The organism is Amycolatopsis sp. EV170708-02-1 (assembly GCF_022479115.1).
GTDB lineage: Bacteria > Actinomycetota > Actinomycetes > Mycobacteriales > Pseudonocardiaceae > Amycolatopsis.
The window spans coordinates 4,356,165-4,371,452 of record NZ_CP092497.1; the positions used below are offsets into that span (position 1 = coordinate 4,356,165).

1 protein-coding gene (cut by a window edge) is annotated in these 15,288 nt (G+C 62.6%); it reads left to right on the top strand.

From position 1 onward, the window contains the following. On the top strand, window positions 1-15,252 hold the 3' portion of the coding sequence (locus MJQ72_RS20070; RefSeq protein WP_240600899.1) for a hypothetical protein. It extends 24,279 nt beyond the left edge of the window; 15,252 of the gene's 39,531 nt are visible here — the last part of the coding sequence; its start codon lies off the left edge, out of view; the stop codon is at window positions 15,250-15,252. Window positions 15,253-15,288 lie beyond the last annotated feature (36 nt).

A 15,288-nucleotide genomic window follows, 5' to 3' on the forward strand; every position in this document is an offset into this window, starting at 1 on the left:
GTGCCGGTTGAGGATGCGGGGGGGTTGTGGGGTAGCTGGGCGTTGGTGGTGGAGCCGGGGCCGCGGCAGTCGTTGGATCACTATCGGTCGCTGGTGGAGTTCGAGGCGCGGCTGCTGGGGCTGGCGGGGTTGCCGTCGGTGAGTGATGCGCGGCGTGTCGAGTTGATGGCCGAAGGTTTTGTGGACAAATGGCTGAACCCCACGGCCGGGATGCCCAGTCTGGTCGCGGTCGTCTCTGTCACCGGGGAGCATGCGGTCTCAGCGTTCCGCAACGGTGCCGCCAGGGTGCTGGAGAACGCGATTAAGACCGGTATCACGCATGGCCTGGCCATCGCGCAGACAGCCGGGTGGACCGGTTTGCCGGAACCGGCCCAGCTGATGGCCGGCTACGTCGAGATCAGCACCGACACTCACACCGATCCCGGCACCACCGGCGTCGGCCGGGTCCGGGTCGAGGTCCGCTATCCCCGTGGCGATGCGATGGACCTCGACGACGAGGTCCTGGCACGGGCACCGCCGCACGAGGGTGAGTTACCAGGGGTTGTGTTCGATAGTTCCGTTGCGGGTGTGCGGGGTGGAGCGGGGCCGTTGGTTGATGTGTTGTTGGCTGATGTGGTGGGTTCGGGGTTCGATTGGTCGAAGGTTTTGTATGAGCCGTTGATTGATCCGGTGTCGGGTGTGACGGCGGGGGTGTTCTTCCCGAGGCCGGGTGAGGTGGGTGTGCTGCGGGCGGTGCCGCAGCGGAGGGCGTATACGCCGGCGATCCATGGGAACGGGCGGGGGCGGTTCTCGTATTGGCTGACATCGGGTGACGAGGTCCGGATTGATACGGCGGGGCTGTCCCGGATCCTGTTGAGTGCGGGGCTGCCCGGGCGGGAGCATTGGGAACAGGTATCGGAGGTGTGGTTGCTCAGCTGCCGGGTGGCCGACCTCAGCCTCGGCAACCGGCTCGAGGAATTCGCCGGCCTGCTGACCGACGCCGGACACCCACGACTGGTACGTGGCCCGGACACACCGGTGGAAATGCTCCCCGACGGATCACTGCGATTCCCCGACGGCGGCACCCTGAAAACCATCACACCACACCACACGACAGAAACCCACCTCCCACAAATCACACCACCCATCACACAACCCAGCCGGACATCCACCGACACCGGCATCCAACTCAACAACGACACCGACGAACAAACCGGCCGCGGGCCCTACCGCGGGTTCTTCCGCCCAGGTACACGGCTTCGTGGCATCCGTTTCCCCGGGCGGCTGCAGCCGACGGACGAGTCCGTGTGGAGGGGTGATCTCGGGCCGGTTGGCGCAGCTGCCTCTTCACCGGAAGGGCAGCAGAGTAGAGATCAGAGGTTGTTTGACGAGTTCGCTGTGAAGTATGCCGAGGATGTTGTCCGGCTTGAGGAGGCGGGCCGGGAGTTGCCTGATACCCGGGTGCACGCCAAGACGGATGAGGATGCGCGGCGTGTGGAGGACGCTCTGCATGAGGTGGTGGAGAAGCGTGCTGGCAGGCCGATACCGTTGGTTTTCACCCGTGATCGCCAGCCTTGGGATGACATCCTTGGTGTGGTCGCCAAGGTTGCGACGTATACGTCGCCGGCGCGGACTCTGGACAGTTACCGCCAGGCGGACAGTCTGCACGTATTGTTCATGCCACATGTACGGCATGAGTTTCCTGCCGCGGAGAAGAAGCGGGTGCGGTTGATGCTGGGCCGTGTTGTCCGAGAGGCCCTGGCGAAACCGGAGGGATCGAGGCCGAAGATCACCGTTGATGTGCGCTCGGGTAAGCTATACATGGCCGATCGCGCGGAGTCTGCAGCAGCTCTCGTCTATGAGGTGATCAAGGACGAGTTGCGGGTGAATCGCGCCGATATCTCGGTTGAGGATTTCATCCAGGAATCGGTCAGTCTCGTCGAGACAGAAACAAAACATACGACTGGGATTTTTCTGGATGTTACCGACCCAGTGGTTGTCACAGCTGTTAAATCGTCGTGGATGAACAATCGGCTTCATGATCTGCGGGATGATGAGTTGTTGACGTGGGAGGGGCATTTCGCGGGCCGGTCGCAGCCTTTTCTTGCCGAGCAGGTGCTCGAGGAGCGGAAGCCTGGGTGGCTGGATCAGGCGGGGATGGTGGGGAGTGCGGTGGATCTGATCCTGGCCCGTGCGGGGGATGGTTCGCCGGAGTCGCCTGTTCTGCAGATGCCGGATATCCGGGTGCGGATCACGTCTGACCTTGCGGAGGGTAGTGAGGTTCTCGATGGGATGTTCGAGCATGTCGAGAACCTGTTCCGTGACCAGATCCGGCTCTGGAATCCAAACTTGGGTCTCCGCTTCACCCGGGAGGTCAAGAGTGGTTCGTTCAGTCAAGGTGGAGATGTTCGGATTTCTCTGCATAATACCCCCAAGCGAGCCTTGGTGGACTACCGGCAGGAGAAGCAGCTCACCGAGCGCGCGACCTCGACTATTCCTGTGTTGGCTGAGGCTGCATGGGAACGCATTATGCCGATGCTGGACGGTTTCGTGGAGTCCTGGATAGACAGCGAGAATGGCAAGCCGAAGCTGGAATACGGCATAGTCGCCACCTCGCCATCCGACTCGATATTCGCCATGTCGTCTGACAGGCCTGTTCACCTGTCTTCGGTGGCTTCGGTGTTCAATACTCGGGCGGTCCGGCGTCTGGTGTGGGAGGGAATTTACGGCGCACTTGCGAAGCGGGGGAGATCCGAATCGGCAGAAGCCATCTGGACCAACTATGTCCACTTCACGCCGTATTACGGCTCCAATGTGGTAGGCGTGGTGTTCGACGTGCTCGAGCCCGGCCAGACGTTGGAAACCAAGCGCGCGGCGGCCGAGGTTGAGGACGAGGAGGTGGATAGGGGACTGTCGGATGGGAAGGCTTCCGGCAAGAAGAGGACGATCAGAACCGCCACTGCCACTCGCAAAGCAGGTCAGATGGCCAGCTTGGGGAGCAATTCCCGGCCGGAGGACTCGACGATTGATACATGGGAAGGGGATTTCAAAGATCTGGAGCCGCACTCGGCGGTCGTGTTCAAGGAGGATCTGGATAAGCTCAAGGAACTGCTAACGCGTGTTAAGCGCGAGATCGAAAATCAGCCACCTGGGAGCGAGGATCGGGACATCCAGGCCAGGGTGTTCGGCAGTTGGCTCTTCGACGACAAGGGGGAGTTGACGGAGCGCGGTAAATCCGCCCTGAATTATATTCAGGAACGGCTCCGTGAGTACCTGGGTAATTTTGTGGTGCCCATCACCGCGTATGCCATGAACGGGAAGCCTAGAGAACAACATGCAGCGAGCGCTACGGTTACGGTGTATCCCGAGACAGGTCTGACCGAGGACGACTATCGGAAAGATGAGCCACTGGCTTTGTCCTTCCTGTATCGTGAGAGTGCACGTATGTCTGTTGTGGTTAAGAAGCGTTTGTGGTCGAGGACTCAAGGCTATATTTCCAGATATAAGTCGAGTGCCACAAAGCCTGGTTTGCTGATCTCTCTCACTGATAGCGAAAACTTCGCTCACCGCTCGGCGTCGATCAAAAATGTGATGAAAGAAGCCGCCGCCGCATATCAACCGAATATGCCGGAAAACCTGATCGAAGAAATTCTGCGGCACGTGAAATTCCGTAAAGTGCATTCAAGGAATTTCATCGGTGTCATCGAGCTGCCTGTGCAGTCGCTGCTCCAGATCGCCGGGCTCGCGGAGGACACCGACGTCGCAGGGCCGGAAACCCCTGGTGACATGCCGCCACCGGGTGTCACCGGTGCTGCGATGGAAGAGGAGGAGCTGCCGGTTTTTAATCTCGACCTGGCCCAACTTCGGCCGGCCAGACTAGACGAGCAGGAGGAGCACGCTCAGGAGGTGTCGTGGTGGACCGATCCGGTGGGTGAGACAGGTGTGCAAAGTCCTGTGGCTGGGGTGTCGGGGGTTTATGAGATGAGTGATAGGGAGTTGGCGGATTGGCTTTTGTTCGAGGATGGGCCGGTGGCGGTGGAGTCGGAGTCGCCGGGGGCGGGTTCTGTGGCGGCGGAGGGCTTGTTCGATCCGGATCTGGCGGGGATGGATGTGGTGGGGGGTGGGTCGGTGGTGTCTGGGGTGGGTGGGGAGGTGGTGGCGCGGGGCCGGGTTGAGGCGGGTTCGAGTGATGGTCGCCTGGTGTTGTCTTCGGGGGATGTTGGGGCGTTGGTGGGGGCTGTGGGTGTTGTGGTGCGTGGGGTGTTGGGTGAGCCCAATGCGGGGTTTGAGGGTGTGGGTTTGCGGGTTGTGGTGCAGGTGTCGGCTGCTGATGTGGTGAATGGGAAATTCCGGGCTGTGGCGGATCCGATCAGGCTGGAAGTGTGGAAGGCGATTAACGGTGCGGTGAGCCGTGTTCCGGTTGAGCGGGCTGGTGATCTGCCGGTGGCGTGGAATATCAGTGCGGTGCCGGTTGAGGATGCGGGGGGGTTGTGGGGTAGCTGGGCGTTGGTGGTGGAGCCGGGGCCGCGGCAGTCGTTGGATCACTATCGGTCGCTGGTGGAGTTCGAGGCCCGGCTGCTGGGGTTGGCGGGGTTGCCGTCGGTGAGGGACGCGCGGCGTGTCGAGTTGATGGCCGAAGGTTTTGTGGACAAATGGCTGAACCCCACGGCCGGGATGCCCAGTCTGGTCGCGGTCGTCTCTGTCACCGGGGAGCATGCGGTCTCAGCGTTCCGCAACGGTGCGGTCAGGGTGCTGGAGAACGCGATTAAGACCGGTATCACGCATGGCCTGGCCATCGCGCAGACAGCCGGGTGGACCGGTTTGCCGGAACCGGCCCAGCTGATGGCCGGCTACGTCGAGATCAGCACCGACACTCACACCGATCCCGGCACCACCGGCGTCGGCCGGGTCCGGGTCGAGGTCCGCTATCCCCGTGGCGATGCGATGGACCTCGACGACGAGGTCCTGGCACGGGCACCGCCGCACGAGGGTGAGTTACCAGGGGTTGTGTTCGATAGTTCCGTTGCGGGTGTGCGGGGTGGAGCGGGGCCGTTGGTTGATGTGTTGTTGGCTGATGTGGTGGGTTCGGGGTTCGATTGGTCGAAGGTTTTGTATGAGCCGTTGATTGATCCGGTGTCGGGTGTGACGGCGGGGGTGTTCTTCCCGAGGCCGGGTGAGGTGGGTGTGCTGCGGGCGGTGCCGCAGCGGAGGGCGTATACGCCGGCGATCCATGGGAACGGGCGGGGGCGGTTCTCGTATTGGCTGACATCGGGTGACGAGGTCCGGATTGATACGGCGGGGCTGTCCCGGATCCTGTTGAGTGCGGGGCTGCCCGGGCGGGAGCATTGGGAACAGGTATCGGAGGTGTGGTTGCTCAGCTGCCGGGTGGCCGACCTCAGCCTCGGCAACCGGCTCGAGGAATTCGCCGGCCTGCTGACCGACGCCGGACACCCACGACTGGTACGTGGCCCGGACACACCGGTGGAAATGCTCCCCGACGGATCACTGCGATTCCCCGACGGCGGCACCCTGAAAACCATCACACCACACCACACGACAGAAACCCACCTCCCACAAATCACACCACCCATCACACAACCCAGCCGGACATCCACCGACACCGGCATCCAACTCAACAACGACACCGACGAACAAACCGGCCGCGGGCCCTTCCGGCCGTTGTTCCCCGCGGGTACCAGGGTTCGCTTTGTGAACTTATCGGGGCATCGGCGGCAGCCTGCGGTTGCGTTCGGGTGGGAGGGTAATGTTTCGTCGCTCGCCACGTCTGGGTTGTCGGACGATGATCAAAAGATGTTTGACAGGTTCGCCCAGAGGTATGTCGATGAGGTTGTCCGGCTTGTGGCGGCTGGGCGTGAGTTGCCCGATATCCGGTTGACTCTTCGGCCCAGGGGTCTCTCGTTGACCAACGATGATCTCTTCGAACTTCTGGAGAATCTTCTCACCGATGCTGCGCGGAAGCGTGGTGTGACGACCCCGCTGGTGTTCACGCGCGATCCTCAACCGACGATCGACGACGCCATCCCTAGGGTGTTCGCCGAGATTACAATATACAAAACGCGGACGTGGACCCTGGACCGCTACCGCCGGGCGGACAGCCTGGAGGCATTGTTCATGCCAGATTCGCACGATTTTTCCGCTGCGGAGAAGGAGCGGGTGAGGTTGATGCTGGGCGGTTTCGTCCGGGAGGCCGTGGCGAAACCGAAGGGATCGAGGCCGAAGCTCACCGTTGATGTGCGCTCGGTAGCGGAACGCATGGCCGCGCGTGCGGAGTCTGCTGCCGCTCTGGTCTATGAGTTGCTCGCGCGCGAATTGGCTGCGTACGCCCCCGGCACCTCGGTTGAGGATTTCATCCATGAATCGGTCGGTTTCGTCGAGACGGAATCAAGGACCCATGGGGTCTTTTTGGATGTTACTGTCCCGGTGGTCGCGGCTGGTCTGTTGCCGGCGCGGTTGGGGAACCTAATTCGTGAACTGCGGGATGAGGAGTTGCTGGGGTGGGATGGGCATTTCGCAAGCCAGTCGCAACCTTCTCTTGTCGAGCAGGTGCCTGGCCAAGAGGAGCCTGGGCAGTTGGATCAGGCGGGGATGGTGCGGGATGTGGTGGATCTGATCCTGGCGCGTGCAGGGGATGGTTCGCCGGGGTCGCGTGTTCTGCAGATGCGGGATATCCGGGTGTGGATCAGGTCCGATCTTGAGGAGGGCGGTGAGGTTCTTGATGGGATGTTCGAGCATGTCGAGAAACTGTTCCATGACGAGATCCTGCGCAGAAACCGGAACCCGGAAGCCTTGGGCCTCCACTTCACCCGGGAGGTCGATACGGCGAGAAGTAGATCGTTCAGCCATCAGGGAGATGTCCGCATCTCCGTGCGTGAGACCCCTGAGCTGGCGCTGGTGGACTATCAGCAGAAGGAGCAGCTCGCCGAGCGCTTCTTGCCGGGAAGGCCTGTTTTGCCGGAGGCCGCGTGGGAGCGGATCGCACCGATGCTGGACGGTTTCGTTGTGTCGTGGCTGACCAGTAATAATGGCAAGCCGGTTCTGGACTTCGGCTCGGCCAACTCGAACGCTGCTCTTGCCCAGTCCTCTGCGCGGATGCTCAAGCGTTCGGTGTGGGAAAGGATCAGCGGGAAACTCGAGGAGTTGGGGGAGCAGGCAAAGGCACAGGAGATATGGGAAGGGTTTGTCCGATACACTCCGTATAGCCCTGGTCTGCGGACCGGAGTCGTGTTCGAGGTGCTCAAACCCGGCCAGCCGCCTGCGGGCACTCAGACATATCGAGAGTTGTTCCCTCCGGGTACGCAGGTTCACGGCAAATTCCACGATGCGCGACCGCAGCCGAAGGTCGAGACCTCGTGGAGGGGTGTTCTCGGGCCTGGGTCTTCGCGTGAAGATCAGGAGTGGTTTGACGAGTTCGTCGAGAAATACGTCAAGGAAGTTGTCCGGCTTGAGGAGGCGGACCGGGAGTTGCCTGATACCCGGGTGCGCGGCAGGACGGATTTTGATGCGCTGCGTCTGGAGAAAGTTCTGAGCGACGCGGTGGAGAGGCGTGCCGGCAGGCCGATACCATTGTCTTTCACCCGTGATCCCCAACCCTGGGACACGGCCGACAACTCCAACGCAGTCGCTGAGGTTACGTGGTATAAGACGCCGCCGCGGACTCTGGACAGTTACCGCCGGGCGGACAGCCTGCAAGCATTGTTCATACCGAAGCGGGATGAGTTTCCTGTCGCGGAGGAGAAGCGGGTGAGGTTGATGCTGGGCGGTTTCGTCCGGGAGGTCCTGGCGAAACCGAAAGGTCTCGGGCCGAAGCTCACCGTTGATGTTCGCTCGAATGTGGGATACATGACCGCGCGTGCGGAGTCCGCCGCCACTCTGATCTATGAGGTGCTCGCGGACGAGTTGGCTGTGTACGCCCCCGGCATGTCGGTCGAGGACTTCATCCGGCAATCGGTCGGTTTCGTCGATACCGTAACAGGCAGTATGAATGGAATCCTTCTGGATGTCACCGATCCGGTCGTCGCCCCGGCCGAACCGTATCCGTCATGGATGAACAAACGGATTCTTGATCTGCAGGATGGGGAGATTTTGGAGTGGGAGGGGCATTTCGCGGATCGGTCGCAGCCTTCTCTTGTTGAGAAGCAGACACCTGGGCCGCTGGACCAGGCGGAGATGGTGGAGAGTGCGGTGGATCTGATCCTGGCACGTGCGGGGGACGGTTCGCCGGAGTCGCCTGTTCTGCAGACACCGGACATCCGGGTGTGGATCAAATCCGACCTCGACGAGGGCGATGAGGTTCTCGACGGGATGTTCCAGCATGTCGAGAAACTGTTCGGCGACGAGCTCCGGCTCCGGCTCCGGCTCCGGGGCCGGGGCCAGGAGCCGGAAGACTTGAACCTCCACTTCACCCGGGAGATCGCGAGAGGCCGTTCGTTCAGACACGGGGGAGATGTCCGCATCTCCGTGCACGAGACCCCTAAGCGGGCACTAGCGGACTACCGGCAGGAGACGCAGCTCACCGAGCGCGCGATCTTGGCCATGTCTGTGCTGGCTGAGGCGGCGCGGGAGCGCATCATGCCGATGCTGGACGGTTTCGTGGACTCATGGATAAACAGCAAGAATAGCAAGCCGAAGCTGGAATTCGGCATAGCCGCCACGACGGTATCTGAATTGGCATTCGCCGCGTCGGCTAGTAGGACCACTCGCCTGTATGCGGTGTCTTCCGTGTTCAGTGTGCGGGTGGTCCGGCGTTTGGTGTGGGAGGGAGTTTACGGGGCACTTGCCAAGCGGGGGGAGCTCGGATTGGTAAAAGACATCTGGGCCAACTTTGTCCACTTCACCCCGTACTACAATGCACCGAAGGCCGGCGTGGTATTCGACGTGCTCGAGCACGGCCAGACGTTGCAAACCAAGCACGCGGCGGTCGCACGACAGGCGCAGGCCCAGGGGGCCGAGACGAGGGGGAAGCCATCCGGGCCAAGTGATGTGTTGGCGGGCGCTGCTGAGGAGGCGTCGGGGGTTCGTGAGCTGCCTGAGGAGGCGTTGGCGGGATGGCTTGCCTTCGAGGACAGGGCGGTGGAGGGGCCGGTGTTGCCTAGGGTGGGTGGTGAAGTGGTGGCGCGGGGTCGGGTTGAGGCGGGTTCCGGTGATGGTGGCCTGGTGTTGTCTTCGGTGGATCGTGGGGTGTTGGTGGGGGCTGCGCAGGAGTTGGTGGGTTGGGTGTCGCGTGAGCCGAATGCGGGGTTTGAGGGTGTGGGTGTGCTGGTTGTGGTGCAGGTGTCGGCTGCGGGTGTGGTGGATGGCAGTTTCCGGGCGATGGCGGATCCGATCAGGCTGACATTGCTGAACGCGATCAAGGGCGTGGTGGAGGATGTTCCGGTTGAGCGGGCTGGTGATCTGCCGGTGGCGTGGAATATCAGTGCGGTGCCGGTTGAGGATGCGGGGGGGTTGTGGGGTAGCTGGGCGTTGGTGGTGGAGCCGGGGCCGCGGTTGTCGTTGGATCACTATCGGTCGTTGGTGGAGTTTGAGGCGCGGCTGCTGGGGTTGGCGGGGTTGCCGTCGGTGAGGGACGCGCGGCGTGTCGAGTTGATGGCCGAAGGTTTTGTGGACAAGTTGCTGAACGCCACGGCCGGCATGCCCAGTCTGGTCGCGGTCGTCTCTGTCACCGGGGAGCATGCTGTCTCAGCGTTCCGTAACGGTGCGGTCAGGGTGCTGGAGAACGCGATCAAGACCGGTGTCACGCATGGCCTGGCCATCGCGCAGACTGACAGCATCCACGGACTACCCACACCCGAAGAACTGATGACCGGCTACGTCAAGATCAGCACCGACACTCACACCGATCCCGGCACCACCGACGTCGGCCGGGTCCGGGTCGAAGTCCGCTATCCCGGTGGTGATGCGATGGATCTCGATGGGGAGGTCGAGGCGAGGGCGCCGCCAGGGGTTGTGTTCGATAGTTCCGTTGCGGGTGTGCGGGGTGGAGCGGGGCCGTTGGTTGATGTGTTGTTGGCTGATGTGGTGGGTTCGGGGTTCGATTGGTCGAAGGTTTTGTATGAGCCGTTGATTGATCCGGTGTCGGGTGTGACGGCGGGGGTGTTCTTCCCGAGGCCGGGTGAGGTGGGTGTGCTGCGGGCGGTGCCGCAGCGGAGGGCGTATACGCCGGCGATCCATGGGAACGGGCGGGGGCGGTTCTCGTATTGGCTGACATCGGGTGACGAGGTCCGGATTGATACGGCGGGGCTGTCCCGGATCCTGTTGAGTGCGGGGCTGCCCGGGCGGGAGCATTGGGAACAGGTATCGGAGGTGTGGTTGCTCAGCTGCCGGGTGGCCGACCTCAGCCTCGGCAACCGGCTCGAGGAATTCGCCGGCCTGCTGACCGACGCCGGACACCCACGACTGGTACGTGGCCCGGACACACCGGTGGAAATGCTCCCCGACGGATCACTGCGATTCCCCGACGGCGGCACCCTGAAAACCATCACACCACACCACACGACAGAAACCCACCTCCCACAAATCACACCACCCATCACACAACCCAGCCGGACATCCACCGACACCGGCATCCAACTGAACTCCGGCACCGACACCCCACACGCCAGCGGCGGGCCCTACCGGCCGTTGTTCCCCGCGGGTACCAGGGTTCGCAAGGTGCGATTCACGGGGCATCGGCGGCAGCCTGCGGTTGCGTTCGGGTGGGCGGCTAATGTTTCGTCGCTCGCCACGTCTGGGTTGTCGGACGATGATCAAAACAGGTTTGACGAGTTCGTCCAGAGGTATGCCGATGAGGTTGTCCGGCGTGTGGGGCTGGGTCGTGAGTTGCCCGATATCCGGTTGACTCTTCGGCCCTGGGGCTTCTCGTTGACCAATGGTGATCTCTTCGAACTTCTGGAGAATCGTCTCACCGAGGCTGTGCGGGACCGTGGTGTGACGATCCCGCTGGTGTTCACACGCGATGCTCAACCGACGATCGACCATGACATCCCTCGGGTGTTCGCCGAGATTACGATGTACAAAACGCCGACGTGGACCCCGGACCGTTACCGCCGGGCGGACAGCCTGCAGCCATTGTTCATGCTGAATTCGCACGATCTTTCTGCCGCGGAGAAGGAGCGGGTGAGGTTGATGCTGGGCGGTTTCGTCCGGGAGGCCGTGGCGAAACCGAAGGGATCGAGGCCGAAGCTCACCGTTGATGTGCGCTCGACTGCGACATACCTGGCCGCGCGCGTGGAGTCGGCCGCCACTTTGATCTATAAGTTGCTCGCGGGCGAGTTGGCTGTGTATGCCCCCGGCATCTCGGTCGAGGACTTCATCCAGGAATCGGTCGGTTTCGTCGAGGCGGTATCAAGAGCCCCAGGGCTCCTTTTGGATGTTACTGACCCGGTCGTCGCGCCTGTTATGTTTCCGGTGCGGTTGAGGGATCGGATTCTTGAACTGCGGGATGTGGAGTTGCTGAAGTGGGAGGGGCATTTCGCGAGTCAGTCGCAGCCTTCTCTTGTCGAGCGGGAGCCTGGACAGGAGGAGCCGGGGCAGTTGGATCAGGCGGGGATGGTGGAGAGTGTGGTGGCTTTGATCCTGGCGCGTGCGGGGGACGGTTCGCCGGAGTCGCCTGTTCTGCAGATGCCGGACATCCGGGTGTGGATCAAGTCCGACCTTGAGGAGGGCGATGAGGTTCTCGATGGGAGGTTCAAGCATATCGAGAAACTGTTCGGCGACGAGCTCAAGCTCCAGGGCTGGGAGCTGGAAGACTTGGGGCTGCATTTCACCCGGGAGGTCGATACGGGGGAAAGGAGTTCGTTCAGTCACGGGGGAGATGTCCGCATATCCGTGCGTGAGACCCCTGAGGCGGCGCTGGTGGACTACCGGCAGAAGAATCAGCTCGCCGAACGTTTTGTGCAGGGAAGGCCTGTTTTGCCGGAGGCCGCGTGGGAGCGGATCGCACCGATGCTGGACGATTTCGTGGAGTCATGGATAGACAGTAAGCAGGGCAAGCCGGCTCTGGACTTCGGCTCGGCCAACTTGAGCACTGCTCTTGCCCAGTCCTCTGAGCGGATTCTCAAGCGTTCGGTGTGGGAAAGGATCAGCGGGAAACTCGAGGAGTTGGGGGAGTCGGCAAAGGAAAAGGAGATATGGGAAGGGTCTGTCCGATACACCCCGTATCGGCCTGGTCAGCTGGCCGGAGTCGTGTTCGATGTGCACAAAATCAGCCAGACGCCTGAGGGCACCCAGACGTATCGAGAGTTGTTCCTGCCAGGTACGCGGCTTCGTGTCAAAGAGTTCAAGGGGGTGCGACCGCAGCAGCCGGCGGTTGAGTCCTCGTGGCAGGGTGTTCCCAGGAGGGTTGTCGCATCTGGGTCTTCACGGGAAGAGCAGAAGAGTGACGATCAGGAGAGGTTTGACGAGTTCGCCGAGAAATATGTCGAGGAAGTTGTCCGGCTTGAGAGGGCGGACCGGGAGTTGCCTGATACCCGGGTGCGCGGCACGACGGATTCCGACGTGCGGCGTCTGGAGAACGCTCTGCGTGCCGTGGTGAAGGAGCGTGCTGGTAGGTCGATACCGTTGCTTTTCACTCGTGATCCCCGGCCCTGGATCGTGGATGTCGGCTCCGATGCGGTCGCCGAGGTTACGTGGTACAAGACGCCGACGCGGACCCTGGACAGTTACCGCCGGGCGGACAGCCTGCAAGCATTGTTCATACCGAAGCGGGATGAGTTTCCTGTCGCGGAGGAGAAGCGGGTGAGGTTGATGCTCGGCGGTTTCGTCCGGGAGGTCCTGGCGAAACCGAAAGGTCTCGGGCCGAAGCTCATCGTTGATGTGCGCTCGACTGAGCCATCCATGGCCGCGCGTGCGGAGTCCGCTGCCGCTCTGATCTATAAGGTGCTCGCGGACGAGTTGGCTGTGTACGCCCCCGACATTTTGGTCAAGGACTTCATCCAGGAATCGGTCGGTCTCGTCGAGACGGTAACAGAACGTATGGCTGGAATCCTTCTGGATGTCATCGAACCGGTCGTCGTCCCCGCCGTTCGGTATCCGTTATGGGTGGACAAACGGATTCGTAATCTGCGGGATGGGGAGTTTTTGGAGTGGGAGGGGCATTTCGCGGATCGGTCGCAGCCTACTCTTGTCGAGCAGCGGCCACCTGGGCGACTGGACCAGGCGGGGATGGTGGAGAGTGCGGTGGATCTGATCCTGGCACGTGCGGGGGACGGTTCGCCGGAGTCGCCTGTTCTGCAGACACCGGACATCCGGGTGTGGATAAAATCCGACCTTGAGGAGGGCGATGAGGTTCTCGACGGGATGTTCCAGCATGTCGAGAAACTGTTCGGCGACGAGCTCCGGCTCCGGGGCCGGGAGCCGGAAGACTTGAACCTCCACTTCACCCGGGAGATCGCGAGAGGCCGTTCGTTCAGACACGGGGGAGATGTCCGCATCTCCGTGCACGAGACCCCTAAGCGGGCACTAGCGGACTACCGGCAGGATAAGCAGCTTGCCGAGCGCGCGATCTTGGCCATGTCTGTGCTGGCTGAGGCGGCGCGTGAGCGCATCATGCCGATGCTGGACGGTTTCGTGGACTCATGGATAGACGCCAAGAATGGCAAGCCTGCTCTGGAAATCGGCATAGCCGCCATCTCGCTGTCCGAATGGGCATTCGCCGCGTCGGCCACCGGGACTGCTCACCTGTCTTCGGTGTCTTCGGTGTCTTCCGTGTTCAGTGTGCGGGTGATCCGGCGTTTGGTGTGGGAGGGAATTTACGGGGTACTTGCCAAGCGGGGGAAGGCCGACTTGGCGGGAACGATCTGGGCGAAGTATGTCCACTTCACCCCGTACTTCGATGCACCGATGGCCGGCGTGGTGTTCGACGTGCTCGAGTACGGCCAGACGTTGGAAGCCAGGTACCCGGCGGTCGCACGACAGGCGCGGGCCCAGGGGGCCGAGACGACGTCGGAGTCGCGCTCGGCGGTGGCGTCCCAGAAGGATGGCGTGGGGGTGTCGAGGGTTGTGGAGTTGGACGAGGACGAGTTGCCGGGGTGGCTTGCGTTCGAAGACCTGGCGGTGGAGGGGCCGGTGCCGGATTCGACGGGGGTGGGTTCTGCGGGCGGAATAAATGATGATTCTTGGGCGGGGTGGATGGTCGATCCGGGGGCGGGGTGGTTGTTGGATCCGGGTGTGCTGGGGATGGATGTGGTGGGGGGTGGGTTGGTGGTGGGTGGGGAGGTGGTGGCGCGGGGCCGGGTGGAGGTGGGTTCGGGTGATGGTCGTGGTCTGGTGTTGTCGTCGGTGGATCGTGGGGCGTTGGTGGAGGCTGCGGAGCTGTTGGTGGGCCGGGCGTCGCGTGAGCTCAATACCGGGTTTGAGGGGGTTGGTCTGCAGTTCCTGGTGCAGGTGTCGCTGGATGAGGTGAACGGTCGTTTCCGGGTGATGGGGAATCTGCTGATATGGGAGCTGAGGACCGCGATCGTGGGTGTCTTGCGGGGCCTGGTGGCTGACCAGGCTGGTGATCTGCCGCTTTCGTGGAAGATCACCGCGGTGCCGGTGGATGACGGGGTGCAACGCGGGGGTAGCTGGGAGCTGGTGGCGGAGCCGGGCCCGCGTCGTCTGCTGAGTTATTACCGGTCGCTGGATGAGTTCGAGGCCCCGCTTCTGGGACTGGTGCGGTTGCCGTCGGCGAGTGATGTGCGGCGTATCGAGCTGATGGCCGAAGGCTATGTACCCAAACTGCTGAGCGCCCGGGACGGCGAGCCGGACCTCGTCGCCGTCGTCCAGGTCACCGGGACCGACGCTGTCCCACTCGCCGGCAGTGGTGTCACCCGCGTGCTGACGACCGCTATCGAGACCGGTCTCGATAGCGGCCTGGCGGCGGCAGCCGGGACAGAAGGGCTGCCGACGCGATCACAACTGATGGCCGATCGCGTCCACATCAGCACCGAACAGCTATCCGAACCCGCCACCGGCATGGGCCGGATCCGGGTCGACATCCACGGTGGCGACCCAATGGACCTCGACCGGCCACAACACCAAACATCGGACACCAACCCGCCGCGGGGCGACGAGGGCCGCGATGACCAGACCGGGCCGCATGGGGACCCGGCCGCTGGCGATGACCTGTATCGCGCGACGCCGGAGGTGGCCGCTGGGCCGGCCGGCGGGGTCGTGAGCGGGGTGGCTGACACGGAGGCCGCGCGTGAGCAGCGTGCGCGGCGGGCTGTGGGCCGGGGGTGGATTGGTTTGATTCGCAGCTGGGGGGTGTGGGGTTGACGGTGGGGAGGTTGGTGAGCGGGTGGGGTTGATGGT